Below are 14,954 nucleotides of genomic sequence, written 5' to 3' on the forward strand. Positions count from 1 at the left end.
CGCTGAGGGAACGAACAATGCGAAGCGGCGCAAGAGGGCGGGGCCTTCAGCCGCGGGCGGCGGCCTTGTCGGCCGCGACCTCGGTGGCGCGCAATTGCGGCGCCAGGCCGTTGAGCACGCCGTTGACGTACTTGTGGCCGTCGGTGCCGCCGAACTCTTTGGCCAGCTCGATGCACTCGTTGATGACCACGCGCCAGGGCACGTCCTGGCAATGTTGGAATTCGTATACGCCGATCCACATCACCGCATGCTCGATGGGCGAGATCTCGCTCATCTTGCGGTCCAGCTGGGGCGCGATCAACTCGTCCATGTACTGGGCGGTGGTGATGCAGCCGTGCAGGAGCGCGTCGTAGTGCGCCGCGTCGGCCTTGTGAAAGCCCGACAGGTCGCGCGTGAACACGTCGATGGCGGTGGCGTCGTTGCCTCCCACCAGGTGCTGGTAGAGCGCCTGCAGGGCGAATTCGCGCGCGCGGCTACGGCCCGACTTGGAGCCGGCCTTGCGCGCGCCGGTGCCGGTGGTGCCGGTGCGCGGCTGGCGCGGCGGCCGCGCGGATGGCGTGGGGTTGGCGGAATCGGTCACGACAGCTCCTCCAGCAAGTTGGCCATTTCCACGGCCACGCGGGCCGCGTCCACGCCTTTTTCGGTCTGGCGGGCGAGGGCCTGTTCCAGGTTTTCGGTGGTGATGATGGCGTTGGCGATCGGTACCTGGTAGTCCAGGGCCAGGCGGGTCACGCCCGCGCCAGATTCGTTGGCCACCAGCTCGAAGTGGTAGGTCTCGCCGCGGATGATGCAGCCCAGCGCGATCAGCGCGTCGTACTCGTCGCGCTCGGCCAGGGCCTGCAGCGCCACGGGCACTTCCAGCGCGCCGGGCACCAGCACGTGGCGGATGTGCTTTTCCTGCACGCCCAGGCGCAGCAGCTCTGCACGGCAGGCGGCAGCGAGGGTGTTGGTGATGTTCTCGTTGAAGCGGGCCTGCACGATGCCGATGTGCAGCTTCTTGCCATCGAGCTTGTCTGCGGTTCCTTTGTCTGCGCCAAACATGTCTTATTCCTTGGGGATGTAGCCGGTGATTTCGAGTCCGTAGCCCACCATGCTGGGCATGCGGCGCGGCTGGCCCATGAGCTGCATCTTGGCCACGCCCACTTCGCGCAGGATCTGGGCGCCCACGCCGTAGGTGCGCAGGTCCATGCGACCGCGCTCGGGCGCCTGGGCGGCGCGGGCCGTGCCTTCGAACTGCTCCAGCAGTTGCTCGGCACTCTCGCCGCAGTTCAGCAGCACGGCCACGCCCTGGCCGTGGTGGTGGATGTATTGCAGGCTGGCGTCCAGGCTCCACGAGTGCATGCCGCGGCCCACTTCCAGCAGGTCCAGCACCGACAAGGGCTCGTGCACGCGCACGGGCACGCTCTCGGCGGTGTCCCACTGGCCCTTGACCAGGGCCAGGTGCACGGCCTGGCTCGGCTCGTCGCGGAAGGCGTGCATGGTGAACTCGCCGAACGCCGTGGTGATCTGGCGCGAAGCCACCTTGTGTACCAGCGACTCGGTGCGGCTGCGGTATTCGATCAGGTCGGCGATCGTGCCGATCTTGATGCCGTGCTCGGCCGCGAACAGCTGCAGGTCCGGCAGGCGGGCCATGGTGCCGTCGTCCTTCATCACCTCGCAGATCACGGCGGAGGGGCTGCAGCCGGCCATGGCGGCCAGGTCGCAGCCGGCCTCGGTGTGGCCGGCGCGCATGAGCACGCCGCCATCCACCGCCTGCAGCGGGAAGATGTGGCCGGGCTGCACCAGGTCGGCAGCCTGGGCGTTGGCGGCCACGGCGGCCTGCACGGTGCGCGCGCGGTCGGCGGCGCTGATGCCGGTGGTCACGCCCTCGGCCGCCTCGATGGAGACGGTGAAGGCGGTGCCCATCTTGGTGCCGTTGCGCGCCACCATGGGCGGCAGGCGCAGGCGCTCGCAGCGTTCGCGCGTGAGGGTCAGGCAGATCAGGCCGCGGCCGAAGCGCGCCATGAAGTTGATGGCCTCGGGCGTGACATGGTCCGCGGCGATCACGAGGTCGCCTTCGTTCTCGCGGTCTTCCTCATCGACGAGGATCACGATGCGGCCGGCGCGCAACTCGGCCACGATGTCCTGGACGGGCGAGATGGGCGCGGGCGTGAGGGGGGTGGTCATGCAGGGCTTTCGGATGGGCCATGCGGTCCGGGGCGGTGTGCGTTCCCCGGCGGGCGGGCAACGGGCGTGCCCCCAAAGAACGGCGATGCGGCCCCTGCCGCACGGAGGAGGGACGCGCGGTCCCGAAGCGGCCAATTCTAGTCGCGCCGCCGGGCCGTTGTCCGCGCGCCGCCGCGGTAAGTCTGCCGCAGGTGGGGGCAAGCGGGCCGCAGGTTGCGCTGCCTCAACCGTACCGGTGCGCGGAGCGCGGCACAGGGCTCAGATGGCGGGGGCCTCCAGCTTCACGTCGCTCACGGGATAGGCCACGCAGGGCAGCACGCAGCCCTCGGCCTTTTCTTCTGCCGTCAGGCCCGGCCAGTCGATGGCATAGCGCACCTCGCCCTCCGCCAGCACGCCGATGCAGGTGCGGCAGGTGCCGTTGCGGCAGGAGCTGGGCCAGTCGATACCGCCTTGCTCCAGCGACAGCAGCAGCGGCTGCTCGGGCCAGGCATCGCACTGGGTGCCGTCGTCGCCCACGCGGGCCGTGAAGAAGGGGGCTACGGGGGAGTTCATGCGCAGTTCTAAGCAAAAAGTGGCTCCAGCGCTTGTGGGGTGAGCGCTGGTAGCTATAAAAAAAATAGTGAAAGCGTTGGGTCAGCTGCGCTGCTGCGTCTGGATCATCTTCATGGCCGAGCTGACGAGTGCGGATACCTCGGTCATGTTGCTGGGCACGATGAGCGTGGTGGTGGCGTCCGCGGCCACCTTGCCATACGCCTCCACGGCCTTTTCGGCGACCTTGAGCTGCACGGCCTGCTCGCCGCCCGGCTGGCGGATGGCGGCGGCAATGCGCTCGATGGCCTGGGCGGTGGCGTCGGCCACGGCGGTGATGGCGGCGGCCTCGCCCTGGGCGTTGTTGATGGCGGCTTGCTTTTCACCTTCGGAGCGGGCGATGAAAGCCTCACGCTCGCCGGTGGCGATGTTGATCTGTTCCTGGCGGCGGCCTTCCGAAGCGGCGATCAGCGCGCGCTTTTCACGCTCGGCGGTGATCTGGGCCTGCATGGCGCGCAGGATCTCGGCGGGCGGCGTCAGGTCCTTGATCTCGTAGCGCAGCACCTTCACGCCCCAGTTCAGCGCCGCCTCGTCGATGGCCTGCACCACCTGGGCGTTGATCATGTCGCGCTCTTCGAACGTTTTGTCCAGCTCCAGCTTGCCGATCACGCTGCGCAGCGTGGTCTGGGCCAGCTGCGAGATGGCGGTGATGTAGTTGGACGAACCGTAGCTGGCGCGCATGGGGTCGGTCACCTGGAAGTACAGGATGCCGTCCACCTGCAGCTGGGTGTTGTCCTTGGTGATGCAGACCTGGCTGGGCACGTCCAGGGGGATTTCCTTCAGGCTGTGCTTGTAGGCGATGCGGTCGACGAAGGGGATGATGAACTTCGGCCCCGGCGTGAGCGTGCCGGCGTACTTGCCCAGGCGCTCCTTCACCCAGGCATGCTGCTGCGGCACGATCTTGACGGCGCGCGCGATGAAGATCACCGCGATGACGAAGAGGATGATGGCGATTTCCATGAGGTTTTTCTTTCTGTGCCGCGTGCGGCGGTGAAGGGCAGGGCGGATGGTAGCGAGGCCGCTCCCGGTTCCGGATGACTACAGCGGATCCACCAGCAGGCGGTTGCCCACCAGTTCGGCCACGCGGTGCGGGCCAGTGGCGGGCGTGATGCCCGGGCGGTGGATGGCGGTCCAGCTCGCGCCGCGGTACTTCACGACGGCCGTGCCATCGGGCTGCCAGGCGTCGATGAACACCGTCTCGCCCACGTCCAGGTTCACGCTGCGGTCGGCCCGCGCGGACGGCTCGCCCGGCCGGCTGCGGCGCTTGACGTAGGCCCCCAGCACGGTGCCGGCCCCGACCAGTGCGCTCACCAGGATCTGCGCCGTGTTGCCCAGGCCCGCGTGGGCCGCGAGTGCGCCGGCCGCCAGGCCCACGGCCAGCATCAGCAGGTAAAAGGTGCCGGTGAGCAGCTCGGCCACCACGGCCACCCCGGCCATGAGCCACCAGAGCGTGGATGCGTCCAGATTCATGTGTGTTTTCTCCTTCCCTCTCTGTCGGGTGCGCGCCGGCGGGCGGCGCGGTGTTGTTTCCAGGTCGATGGATTCTGGGCGAAATGCTGCGGTGTTCATAGGGATAGCACGCATATTCCTTACACTGCGCGCCTCTTTCGTTTTTTTGGCCCGGTCATCGGAGGCAGCGCATGAAATTTCGCTTTCCCATCGTCATCATCGACGAGGACTATCGTTCAGAGAACACCTCCGGCCTGGGAATTCGGGCGCTGGCGCAGGCCATCGAGCAAGAGGGCTTCGAGGTCCTGGGCGTGACCAGCTACGGCGACCTGTCGCAGTTCGCCCAGCAGCAAAGCCGCGCCAGCGCGTTCATCTTGTCGATCGACGACGAGGAGTTCACGCTGGGCACGGGCCAGGATCCCATCGTGCACAGCCTGCGCACCTTCATCGAAGAGGTGCGCCGCAAGAACGCCGACGTGCCGATCTACGTGCACGGCGAGACCAAGACCGCGCGCCACCTGCCCAACGACATCCTGCGCGAGCTGCACGGCTTCATCCACATGTTCGAGGACACGCCCGAGTTCGTGGCCAAGCACATCATCCGCGAGGCCAAGAGCTACCTGGAGGGCGTGCAGCCGCCGTTTTTCAAGGCGCTGCTGGACTACGCGGAAGACGGCTCCTACAGCTGGCACTGCCCGGGCCACTCGGGCGGCGTGGCGTTCCTCAAGAGCCCCGTGGGCCAGATGTACCACCAGTTCTATGGTGAGAACATGCTGCGCGCGGACGTCTGCAATGCCGTGGAAGAACTGGGCCAACTGCTGGACCACAACGGCGCCATCGGCGAGAGCGAGCGCAATGCCGCGCGCATCTTCAACGCCGACCACTGCTTCTTCGTGACCAACGGCACGTCCACCTCCAACAAGATGGTGTGGCACCACACCGTGGCGCCGGGCGACGTGGTGGTGGTGGACCGCAACTGCCACAAGTCCATCCTGCACAGCATCATCATGACCGGGGCGATCCCCGTGTTCCTGAAACCCACGCGCAACCACTTCGGCATCATCGGGCCCATTCCGCAAAGCGAATTCGAGCCCGCGACCATCCAGGCGAAGATCAAGGCCAACCCGCTGCTCAAGGGCGTGGACGCCAAGAAGGTCAAGCCGCGCGTGCTGACCCTCACGCAGTCGACCTACGACGGCGTGCTCTACAACACCGAGACCATCAAGGGCATGCTCGACGGCTACGTCGAGAACCTGCACTTCGACGAGGCCTGGTTGCCGCACGCGGCCTTCCACCCGTTCTACGGCAGCTACCACGCCATGGGCAAGAAGCGCGCGCGGCCCAAGCAGTCGGTGGTGTACGCCACGCAGTCCATCCACAAGCTGCTGGCCGGCATCAGCCAGGCCAGCCATGTGCTGGTGCAGGACAGCCAGACCACCAAGCTGGACCGTCACCTGTTCAACGAGGCGTACCTGATGCACACCTCGACCAGCCCGCAGTACAGCATCATCGCCAGCTGCGACGTGGCTGCAGCCATGATGGAGCCGCCCGGCGGCACCGCCCTGGTGGAGGAAAGCCTGGTCGAAGCGCTGGACTTTCGCCGCGCCATGCGCAAGGTGGAGGGCGAGTTCGGCAAGGACGACTGGTGGTTCAAGGTCTGGGGCCCCGACAAGCTCGCCGACGAGGGTGTGGGCCGCGCAGACGACTGGATCATCCGCGGCGACGCCAAGGGCAAGAAGAACGGCGCGAGCAAGTGGCATGGCTTCGGCGCGCTGGCCGACGGCTTCAACATGCTGGACCCGATCAAGTCCACCATCGTCACGCCCGGCCTGAACCTGGACGGTAAGTTCGACAAGACCGGCATTCCGGCCAGCATCGTCACCAAATACCTGTCCGAGCACGGCGTGGTGGTGGAGAAGACGGGCTTGTACTCGTTTTTCATCATGTTCACCATCGGCATCACCAAGGGCCGCTGGAACACGCTGCTGGCCGCGCTGCAGCAGTTCAAGGACGACTACGAGAAGAACCAGCCCATGTGGCGCATCCTTCCCGAGTTCTGCCAGCAGCACAAGCGCTACGAACGCATGGGCCTGAAGGACCTCTGCCAGCATGTGCACCAGCTGTACGCCAAGTACGACATCGCCCGCCTGACGACCGAGATGTATCTCTCGGACCTCACGCCGGCCATGAAGCCCAGCGACGCCTATGCCCACATCGCGCAGCGCAAGACCGAGCGCGTGGAGATCGACCAACTGGAAGGCCGCATCACCACCAGCCTGATCACGCCGTACCCGCCGGGCATTCCGCTGCTGATTCCCGGCGAGGTGTTCAACAAGAAGATCGTGGACTACCTCAAGTTCTCGCGCGAGTTCTCCAAGCTCTGCCCGGGCTTCGAGACCGACATCCACGGCCTGGTGGAGATCGAGGACGACAACGGCAACGTGCGTTATTACGCCGACTGCGTGGCGCAGGGCACGGGCGGCAGCCGCAAGCCCCGCGCCAACGACCCTGAGTCGCTGGTGCAGGTGGGCAGCGACGGCCCGTTTGGCCGCACCATCTGAAGTGCCGGCAGCACCTCTCGCAGGAGGGGCGGGCTAAAAAGGGGCGGGCGACCGCCCCTTTTGCTTTTGTTTTGATAGCTGGCAGCGCTTGCTGGGTGTGTGCTAGGACCTCATTTGCCTCTGTTTCTTGCTGGGGCGGGCTCCAGATTGGCCTGCCCGCCGGCAGCGGCCGCGTTGGCCGCAGAGGGCGCGTCGGCGCGCACTCGCCAGAAGCGCGCAAACCGCGGCAAGCCGCTTGCGTGGGTGCCGTTGAAGCGGTAGGTCACCACGGTGCCCACCGGCGGTGGATTGCGCCGCACCGCATCCGGCAGGCCGCTGCCCAAGCGCAGGCGCCGGCCGTCGGGCAGCGCCACCAGCAGCGCGCCGGTCTGGCCCGCGTATTTGCCGCGTCCGGGCACGTGCCCTACCACCACGGCCTCCGCATCCTCGAAGGTCTTGAGCTTGAGCAGATCGTCGCTGCGCCCGCCACGGTAGGGCGCGTCGTCCCGGCGCAGCATCAGTCCCTCGGCGCCGGCCTTCTCCAGCCGGTGCAACTGCCCCACCAGTTCCGTGTGGCTGGACACCCTCCATTGCGCTGCAGGCTGGACCCACGGCTGGCCCAGATGGGCCACGGTGCGGCGCAGCAGGGGCAGGCGCTCGCCGAAACCGCCCGGCGCGCGCGGCAGGTCGAACACCATGTACTGCAGCGCGCGCCACCGGGCATCGTCGGGCGTGGCCTGCGCCACGGTCGCCTGCGCGGCGGCAAACTGGCCGCGGCCGGCCCACAGTTCGCCATCCATCGGTACCGGCGGCCAGCCGGCGGTGAACCACGCTGGCGCCCGGATGAGCAGGCCCTGCCGGCTGATCAGTTGCTGACCGGTCCAGAGGGCGCGCACACCGTCGTATTTTTCGCTCACCCAATAGTCCGCGACCACCACGCCCGGGTGGTAATGCTGCGCCAGCGTGGGCGAGGGCGCCGCCGGGTCCGCGGAGGAGGGCGACTCCAGGGCAGCAGCCGGCTGCGCGTTTGCTGCTCCTACACAAGCAGCTATGGCCAGTAGCCAGGCCCGGCGCCGGAGGGCCAACAGTGCGAATTGCGTTGCAAGGAGCATGGCAGAGTCCGGATTCAGGAACTCTGGATTGTCGGCGATGCAAAAAATATAGCGGTCAGCGCTTGCTGGATGCTCGCTAGAGGTCGAAGGGGTCTTTAAGGCAATGCTGAAAAAGTCTCCGCTGCTGCTCCAGCCTGGGTAAATTACTGGGCCATGAAGCAGCAGACCCTTGCTATGGCAGCCGACGCGCAGTTGGGCTTTGAACAACACCGTAAGCCTACGCGGCGCGACGAATTCCTCAAGACTATGGATTCGCTGGTGCCCTGGGCGGCGCTGTGCGAAGAAATCGCACCGCACTACCCCAAGGCCGGCAATGGGCGCCCTCCCATTGGCCTGGAGCGCATGCTGCGCATCCACTTCATCCAGCATTGGTTCAATCTCGCCGACCTGGCGTGTGAGGAAGCCCTCTACGACAGTGCCAGTCTGCGTCGCTTCGTCGGCATTGACTTGGGCTGTGAACCCGTGCCCGACGCGACCACGATGCTCAGGTTCCGTCGGCTGCTCAACGACAACAGGTTGAGCGAAGCCCTGTTTGCACGCGTTGGCAAGGAGCTGCAGGCACGCGGCATCAAGGTCAATACCGGAACCATCGTGGACGCCACCATCATCGGTGCGCCCAGCTCGACCAAGAACGCTAACAAGGCAAGAGACCCCGAGATGCACCAGACCCGCAAGGGCCAGCAGTGGTACTTCGGCATGAAGCTGCACATCGGTGTGGACAGTCAAACGGGGCTGAGCCATAGCGCGGTGGTCACAGCGGCAAACGTGCATGACAAGCATCCACTGCCTGATTTGCTGCACGGCAATGAGCAACGGGTCTATGGCGACTCGGCCTATGCCAGCCAGAAGGCACTGATCGCGAGCAAGGCGCCCAGGGCCAAGGACTTCACCAACCAGCGCACGCGCTGCGCTGGCGAGGTGGACGAAGTGCAGCGGGCCAAGAACCGCAACAAGTCGCGGGTGCGTGCTCGGGTCGAACATGTCTTTGCCGTGGTCAAGCGGCTATGGGGGTTCAGCAAGGTGCGCTATCGCGGGCTGCAGAAGAACGCCACGCGCGCATTCACGGCCCTGGCGCTGGCCAACATTTACCTGTGCCGCAGTCATCTGTTGGGACAGGTGCGCCCGTAAGGGCGGGAATCGGGCCTGAAGGCCCCGCGAACTGCCCAAATGGGCGGTGCGAGGGGCCAAAACATCCGAAAAACTGCGTCGTTCAGTGCCGCATAGCAAATTACGACGGCTTGTTCAGCGTTGCCTTAAGTCGGCTTTGCGGTGCGGTGGGTGGATGGCAGAGAAGCCGCAACGCATGGTTCAAAGCTCCCGAGAGCGGCGGACTTCCCATGCACTCCGCAAAGCAAAAGCCCCTGACTCTTGCGAATCAGGGGCTTTCATTGTGGTGCCGGAGACATGAATCGAACACGCGACCTTCTCATTACGAATCGGCGCGCGCGAGCTTTGCCATGATTTGAGATTAGATGGCCTAGGGGCGCTTACAACAAGGGAAATCCGCGACTTAACAGGCCGTTGAAAAAGTGCTTTTCGAACGCATCAGGGACGCTGAGTGCGAAGACACGAGCTGCCCAGACGCGTCTGCGCAGCGATTGCAACGGCCCATCTGGCCGGTTTGCAGGCCCTCCCGCCCATTTCGGGCGCACGTATCCCTGGGCTCACGCATGATGCGCGTCCCACCAGCCGCCGATGCTGCCCATTCGCACAAGGTTGTAGGTGGCAAAGCACAGCAGCGCCTGGCCCGTGAGCTTGGCCTGACCGATCAGCTTGGTCTTTGCCAGACCACCGACGGTCTTGATCCAGCCAAAGGCCTCTTCGATGCGCTTGCGCACCTTCAGGCTGGTCTTGTAGCCCTCGTGCCGTGTCACTCGCGCATCCACCGCCGAGTGTTTGTCCTTGGCCGCCACGTGGGGCGTGACTTTGAGCTTTCTGCAGCCTTTGATGAAGGCCTTGCTGTCGTAGCCCTTGTCGGCACCGACCGTGGCCCGTTTGTTCCTGTTGCCCCGACGCTCCAACATGGCCAGCGCCGCCTCGCGCTCGGCCGTGCCGCTGGCGTGGGTGATCTCGACATCCACGATCAGCCCGTTGCGGTTCTCCATGAGGATGTGCCCCATGTGGCACAGGCGGGATTTGTCGCCCTGGCTCTTCTTGAACAGCCGGGCATCGGCGTCCGTGGTGCTCTCGTGGGTGTCGTTGCAGCGCTCCTGCCCCTTGAAGTCCACCTCGGGGTTGCGCCCAGGCGGCGTGCCGCTGTCGTCGTCTTTGCGCTTGAAGCTCTTGTGCGAGGCCCAGGCGTCAATGAGCGTGCCGTCCACGCTGAAGTGCTCGTCGCTGGCGAGCTTGCCCCACTGGGCACTGAGCTTGACGCGCTCGAAGAAGGCGCGGGCGAGGTCTTCGTTGAACAGACGTTCGCGGTTGGCGCTGAAAGTGGAGTGGTCCCAGACCTTGTCTTCGATGTTCAGGCCCACGAACCAGCGGTACAGCAGGTTGTAGTTGATCGCTTCGACCAACTGGCGCTCGCTGCGGATGGAGAACAGGATCTGCAGCAGCAAGGCCTTGAGCAGCATCTCCGGTGGCACCGATGGGCGGCCACGGCGGGCGTACACCGCTTCGAACTCGCGGTTCATGGTTGCCAGCAGCGCATCAACCACCGCGCGCAACTTGCGCAGCGGGTGTGCCTGCGGCACGCGCTCTTCAAGGCTGATGTAGCTGAACATCGCCCCCTGGAAATCTTGACTGCCTCTCATCGTCCTCGTCTGGGTCGTTCACCGATGGCTTCAGATCGTAGCGGCCAACGCGGGCGTCGGCGGGGGATTTTTCAACGGCCTGTTAATGGCTCTACAGGGGCAAAAGCGGCACGACTGAACACAGCACTGTTTGGTGCTAAACCGTGTTCGTGCCGTGGCCCCGTAACTAGGAGCCAACACATGAAGTCGAAGATAACCCAAGCCCTCGTCGAGAGGGCACCAGCCCCCGAGCGGGGCAAGTCCGCCCTCTACGCCGACAGCGAGATGCGCGGGTTCTACCTGATCGTCACGCCCACGAAGCGCAGCTTCTACGTCCAGTCCCTCGTCAACGGCAAGCAGGTCCGCACGAAGCTGGGCGACCACCCGGCGATGGACGCCAAGCAGGCGCGCGATGCCGCCCGCAAGACGCTGGTTGATATGCGGGGCGGCGCCAACCCGAACGAGGAGCGGCGCAAGGCCAGGGCGAGGGGCATCACCCTGCGCGACGCACTCGACCTGCACCTGGCGGCGAAGCCCCTGTCCCCGAGGACCAAGGAGGACTACCGCTACAACTGCGAGCAGTACCTCGCCGACTGGCTCGACAAGCCTCTGGCCGAGCTCGGCGCGGACCGTGCGGGCGTGCGCGAGCGCCACCGCAAGATCACCGAGAAGCACGGCGCGCCCTCGGCAGACAACGTCTTCCGCGTCCTGCGCGCCGTCTACAACCGCGGCCTGCGGGAGCACCCCGACCTGCCCTCGAACCCGACCACGAACGTGGACTACCACGGCCTGCGTCGGCGCAAGGTGGACGTCGAGGCCGAGCGCCTGCGGGCGTGGGGCAAGGCAGTGCTCGACCTCCACCCCGTGCGGCGCGACCTTCACCTGTTCATGATCCTGACGGGCATGCGGCGCACCTCTGCCTGCGAGGCTCGGGCGCCCGAGCTGGACCTCGGCGCGCGGCGCCTGCACGTACCCAAGCCCAAGGGCGGCGCGGCCCGAGCGTTCGACCTGCCGCTGTCGGGACCGCTCGCCGACCTGCTCGGCCACCGGCTGGCCGAGAACCCGAAGCTCCACCGCAAGAGTCCGTGGCTGTTCCCCGCCGACTCGAAGTCGGGGCACGTCGCCGAGGTGGCACAGCACGAGCTAGACGGCTTAACGGGGCATGCCCTGCGGCATACCTACGCCACGCTGGCATTGCAGGCAGGGGTCCCCATCGCCGAGCTGAAGTTCCTGCTGAACCACGCGGCGGGCAACGTGACCATGGGCTACCTGAACCCGACGCTGGACCACCTGCGCGGCTACCAAGAGAAGGCCAGCGCCTACGTGCTCGAAGCCCTCGGCCTCGAATGGACCGAAGGACAGTGGCCCCCACGCCTCGCAACCACGTCTGCAGAAGCCGCGTCAATCAACGAATTCGAGGTCGCATAGCGCCTGCAAAATAATAGTTCACGGGGTGTTGACTGGCGTTCAAACTTCTCTCCAGCGCGCTATTTGACCGGGGCGCTCGCCGAGGTAGGCCACCTCGGCAGAGCGTCTCACCAACCTACTTTTTGGAGATGTGAGCATGAACACCAACAACCTTGAAAACGCCCGCAGCAGCCTGATCGCCTTCGGGAACGAGATGATGACCTTCAGCGGCGTGCGCCCCGTGTCGGCTTGGGTCGCCCTGTGTGAGCCCGAGGAGACCTCTTACGACATCGAGGACGAGGAGGCGCCCTACGAGCTGAGGAGCGCTGTCGGAACCAACATCGGCTGGGAGGCTGCTTGGGAAGGGCTCGACCCGCAGGGCGACGTTCCCCGCTATCTCGACTACATGGACCTGTTCAGCGTCTACGGTCCTGAGTGGCCCATCCCCGCACTGACCGACTACCTTGAACTCGTGAAGGGAACGGTTCGCGAGCACGCAGAGGCGACGGCTGGGACGATCTGGCGCCATGCGATGGAGGCCTATGAAACCGTGCGCGACTTGCAGCTGAGCAAGGAGCAGGAGGAGGAAGAGGAACTCGCGGAACTGGCTGCCTGATCCTCTATCGGGGCGCCATCGCGCCCAAGGCGATGAAACGAAAGGGCCACCGTCGAGGCTAGCCGTTCTGTTAAAGTGTTGCTAAGAAAGCTGTAATGGCTCAAAATTCCGCCCTAGTCAACGACTAGGGCGTTTCTTTGTCCAAGGAAAAATCTCATCCAACTTCAGTAAAGCCGACTAAGTGGCCGCCTAGATTTCCGCCGGCCGCGGCGGGTATTCAAGTCAATCACTGCAAGAACCCCAAGTGCGGTAACTTCGGCGTACCGCCCAAGCTTGCGGTTGCCCGAGGCGGGGCCGGTACTCCAGCTTCTTCCGTTGGCCCAGGCGACTACACCGTGGTCGCTACCGGTAAGGACCAGCCGGCACTGAAGTGCCGCCTGTGCGAGGAAATCACCCCTATGCAGAGCAACTTGGCGATTGCCGAGGAGCTTATGCGCATGTCGGAGTACCTTGAACCAGTACTCCCGCAGTGTCCGAACGAGGCCTGCTCTCTATCGGAGGGGGCGCCATCCCTTGAGAATGTGACTCGCTTCGGCACCAACGCCCACGGAACTCCCCGGTTCAAGTGTGTCGGCTGCAAGAAGGCGTTCTCCTTCGGCGGCCGGTCAACCAAGCGCCAACGTCGCAGTCACTCCAATCGCGATATCTTGGTGCATCTGATGAACGCCATGCCGCTGCGGCGCATCATCAAGGTCCTCGATATCTCCCCCAGCCAGCTATACGACCGCATCGACTTCCTCTATGAGCAGGCCCAGATGTTCGCCGGCGAGCGTGAGCGAACCCTCATGGGACGCGACGACCTAGGCTCAAGATATCTGTCGGTTGACCGGCAAAAGCTGGTGGTGAACTGGCACTCTAAGAAGGTGCGAAAGAACACACTTTTGCTGTCCATTGCAACGGCCGACCAGGCTACGGGCTATGTGTTCGGGGTCAACGTCAACTTTGACCCTGCGCTGGACTCTGCTGACGTAGAGAAGGACATGGTTCGCTTTGGCGACCATGCACTTGCCAGAGCGTTTCGCCGCTACGCGAGAGTCTGGCTACCGGCTGATTGGAATGCTGCGGCTGAGAGGGCGGCGCCTCGCGGAGGTACCTCCCGAAAGCCTATGGAATCGGTCATCGAAGAGACGTACGACGCAGCCTTAGGTCGCCCCGATATAGAAGATGGTGAAGGCCCCGCGAACTCATCCCGTGCCCCCGTAAAGGGCATGCTGCTGCATGAGCAAGTGGTGATGTACGCCCACATCCAGCTTGTCACTCGACTGCTCTGCCGTGCCAAGAAGATTCGCTTCTTCACAGACCAGGAGTCGGGCATACGTGCGGCCATTCTGACGGCCGTGCCGAAAAGGGTTCTGGACCGGACGGCTGACGCTTTCTATGTCAAGGTGCTCAAAGATATGTCAGTGGACATGAAGCGCGCGCTGGTTGGTGCAACCAAGCGGCGTCTGGCGCGCTTAGCGGAGAAATACGGGGTAACCCCTGAGGCTGCAGAACTTCTGGCTGCCGAGGAAGAACTGGCGCGCATGGTTGCCATCGGCAAGTGGGGGGACCGCTGGTTCCGCCATCCCATATCGGAGATGCGTGAGCCTGAGAAATCCGTTTGCTGGCTGACCGATATCGACCCGGTCGAAACCGAACCGGACAAGCGTCGGCTCCAGCTTAGCCACCAGGCGCTACTGCACCTGAAAGCCACCCTTACCGCTGTCGACCGCTTCTTTATGCAGGTCCGGCGAGGCCTCACGCTGGCAGAACGCGCGGTGGCCAGCGCCAACACCGACCGACGTCTCTGGTTCGGGAAGAGCGCCTACAACCCCGAAGTCCTGGTGAAGGTGCTCGGCATCTTCCGGACGTACTTCAACTACTGCGAGGTTGGCCGGGACGGGAAAACGCCGGCAATGCGGCTGGGGCTGGCGCGCGGACCCATAGCGCCCGAAGACATCATCTATTTCACTCCCGAACCGCCCGAAAGACGCCGCGCGCCTGCCGCTCGGTCGCTCAAGCCCTCCGGCCCCGTGGCTCACGCAAGCGAGTCACTTGCCGCGTAGGACCCGTAGTTCGAGGTGAGCTTGGTCCGCAGTCAGGGAGCTCACTCGCACTTGGTAGACAGAGAGGGGGGCTCCCGATTCAGGCCCCGAGGACTCTTCCCATTCGGCTACACCCCCTTCACCCTCGCCGCTCACCGAGGAAAGGTACGGGCTCCGCCCTGTGCAGGCCAGCACTACTGCCGGGGCTAGGGTCATCCGCGGCAGAATACCGGTTGGTTTGACCCAATTTGTTACTTCAGCGCCTCTGATAAGGACACGACAAGGCTGGCTGCCATTGTCTCGCCAAGCCTCAACGCTCA

The 14,954-nt window shown here is 64.9% G+C and carries 13 protein-coding genes; 5 read left to right on the forward strand and 8 right to left on the reverse strand.

Going from position 1 to position 14,954, the window contains the following annotated elements:
• Window positions 1–46: 46 nt before the first annotated feature.
• The 6 genes from nusB to MRB47_RS08295 form a co-directional block, all read right to left on the reverse strand.
• Window positions 47–580, reverse strand: coding sequence for a transcription antitermination factor NusB (nusB, locus tag MRB47_RS08270; RefSeq protein WP_015913682.1), 534 nt, complete (start codon window positions 578–580; stop codon window positions 47–49).
• A complete protein-coding gene (gene ribH / locus MRB47_RS08275; protein WP_047350450.1) occupies window positions 577–1,041 on the reverse strand; it encodes a 6,7-dimethyl-8-ribityllumazine synthase in 465 nt (154 codons plus the stop codon). Before ribH ends, nusB begins: the two co-directional genes overlap by 4 nt.
• A 3-nt stretch (window positions 1,042–1,044) precedes the next feature.
• Window positions 1,045–2,166 (reverse strand): bifunctional 3,4-dihydroxy-2-butanone-4-phosphate synthase/GTP cyclohydrolase II, encoded by a 1,122-nt coding sequence (gene ribBA / locus MRB47_RS08280; protein WP_047350451.1) that lies wholly within the window; start codon window positions 2,164–2,166, stop codon window positions 1,045–1,047.
• A 258-nt stretch (window positions 2,167–2,424) separates the two neighbouring features.
• Complete coding sequence (locus MRB47_RS08285) at window positions 2,425–2,718, reverse strand: 2Fe-2S iron-sulfur cluster-binding protein (RefSeq protein WP_011805921.1); 294 nt, start codon at window positions 2,716–2,718, stop codon at window positions 2,425–2,427.
• An 81-nt stretch (window positions 2,719–2,799) separates the two neighbouring features.
• The gene (locus MRB47_RS08290; RefSeq protein ID WP_011805920.1) at window positions 2,800–3,714 is read right to left on the reverse strand and encodes an SPFH domain-containing protein; all 915 of its coding nucleotides are present in this window, start codon (window positions 3,712–3,714) and stop codon (window positions 2,800–2,802) included.
• A 78-nt stretch (window positions 3,715–3,792) separates the two neighbouring features.
• Entirely contained in the window at window positions 3,793–4,224 is a 432-nt protein-coding gene (locus MRB47_RS08295) for an NfeD family protein (protein WP_011805919.1), read from the reverse strand.
• A gap of 170 nt (window positions 4,225–4,394) precedes the next feature.
• On the opposite strand from MRB47_RS08295, the gene MRB47_RS08300 reads away from it, so the two are divergent.
• Window positions 4,395–6,764, forward strand: a complete 2,370-nt coding sequence (locus MRB47_RS08300) for an arginine/lysine/ornithine decarboxylase (protein ID WP_252102415.1) — start codon at window positions 4,395–4,397, stop codon at window positions 6,762–6,764.
• A 110-nt stretch (window positions 6,765–6,874) separates the two neighbouring features.
• Here MRB47_RS08300 and MRB47_RS08305 read toward each other — a convergent pair whose 3' ends face one another.
• Window positions 6,875–7,855, reverse strand: a complete 981-nt coding sequence (locus MRB47_RS08305; protein WP_252102416.1) for a DNA ligase — start codon at window positions 7,853–7,855, stop codon at window positions 6,875–6,877.
• A 153-nt stretch (window positions 7,856–8,008) separates the two neighbouring features.
• On the opposite strand from MRB47_RS08305, the gene MRB47_RS08310 reads away from it, so the two are divergent.
• Window positions 8,009–8,983 (forward strand): IS5 family transposase, encoded by a 975-nt coding sequence (locus MRB47_RS08310; RefSeq protein WP_252100569.1) that lies wholly within the window; start codon window positions 8,009–8,011, stop codon window positions 8,981–8,983.
• A gap of 536 nt (window positions 8,984–9,519) precedes the next feature.
• Here MRB47_RS08310 and MRB47_RS08315 read toward each other — a convergent pair.
• The gene (locus tag MRB47_RS08315) at window positions 9,520–10,608 is read right to left on the reverse strand and encodes an IS5-like element ISDisp1 family transposase (RefSeq protein ID WP_011803559.1); all 1,089 of its coding nucleotides are present in this window, start codon (window positions 10,606–10,608) and stop codon (window positions 9,520–9,522) included.
• A 180-nt stretch (window positions 10,609–10,788) separates the two neighbouring features.
• Between MRB47_RS08315 and MRB47_RS08320 the strand changes: the two genes are divergently transcribed.
• From MRB47_RS08320 to MRB47_RS08330, 3 genes are all read left to right on the forward strand, one after another.
• Entirely contained in the window at window positions 10,789–12,015 is a 1,227-nt protein-coding gene (locus tag MRB47_RS08320; protein ID WP_252102417.1) for a tyrosine-type recombinase/integrase, read from the forward strand.
• 136 nt (window positions 12,016–12,151) lie between these two features.
• The gene (locus tag MRB47_RS08325; RefSeq protein ID WP_252102418.1) at window positions 12,152–12,610 is read left to right on the forward strand and encodes a hypothetical protein; all 459 of its coding nucleotides are present in this window, start codon (window positions 12,152–12,154) and stop codon (window positions 12,608–12,610) included.
• Between the two features lie 137 nt (window positions 12,611–12,747).
• A complete protein-coding gene (locus tag MRB47_RS08330) occupies window positions 12,748–14,655 on the forward strand; it encodes a hypothetical protein (protein WP_252100595.1) in 1,908 nt (635 codons plus the stop codon).
• Window positions 14,656–14,954 lie beyond the last annotated feature (299 nt).

The sequence above is a fragment of the Diaphorobacter sp. LI3 genome, assembly GCF_022807955.1.
Lineage (GTDB): Bacteria > Pseudomonadota > Gammaproteobacteria > Burkholderiales > Burkholderiaceae_C > Diaphorobacter > Diaphorobacter nitroreducens.

What these genes read in the sequence shown, in the direction of transcription:
- MRB47_RS08295 (WP_011805919.1), bottom strand. Translation starts at nt 4,224, where the DNA reads ATGAATCTGGACGCATCCACGCTCTGGTGGCTCATGGCCGGGGTGGCC.
- MRB47_RS08310 (WP_252100569.1), top strand. Translation starts at nt 8,009, where the DNA reads ATGAAGCAGCAGACCCTTGCTATGGCAGCCGACGCGCAGTTGGGCTTT.
- ribBA (WP_047350451.1), bottom strand. Translation starts at nt 2,166, where the DNA reads ATGACCACCCCCCTCACGCCCGCGCCCATCTCGCCCGTCCAGGACATC.
- MRB47_RS08315 (WP_011803559.1), bottom strand. Translation starts at nt 10,608, where the DNA reads ATGAGAGGCAGTCAAGATTTCCAGGGGGCGATGTTCAGCTACATCAGC.
- ribH (WP_047350450.1), bottom strand. Translation starts at nt 1,041, where the DNA reads ATGTTTGGCGCAGACAAAGGAACCGCAGACAAGCTCGATGGCAAGAAG.
- MRB47_RS08320 (WP_252102417.1), top strand. Translation starts at nt 10,789, where the DNA reads ATGAAGTCGAAGATAACCCAAGCCCTCGTCGAGAGGGCACCAGCCCCC.
- MRB47_RS08285 (WP_011805921.1), bottom strand. Translation starts at nt 2,718, where the DNA reads ATGAACTCCCCCGTAGCCCCCTTCTTCACGGCCCGCGTGGGCGACGAC.
- MRB47_RS08325 (WP_252102418.1), top strand. Translation starts at nt 12,152, where the DNA reads ATGAACACCAACAACCTTGAAAACGCCCGCAGCAGCCTGATCGCCTTC.
- MRB47_RS08290 (WP_011805920.1), bottom strand. Translation starts at nt 3,714, where the DNA reads ATGGAAATCGCCATCATCCTCTTCGTCATCGCGGTGATCTTCATCGCG.
- MRB47_RS08300 (WP_252102415.1), top strand. Translation starts at nt 4,395, where the DNA reads ATGAAATTTCGCTTTCCCATCGTCATCATCGACGAGGACTATCGTTCA.
- MRB47_RS08305 (WP_252102416.1), bottom strand. Translation starts at nt 7,855, where the DNA reads ATGCTCCTTGCAACGCAATTCGCACTGTTGGCCCTCCGGCGCCGGGCC.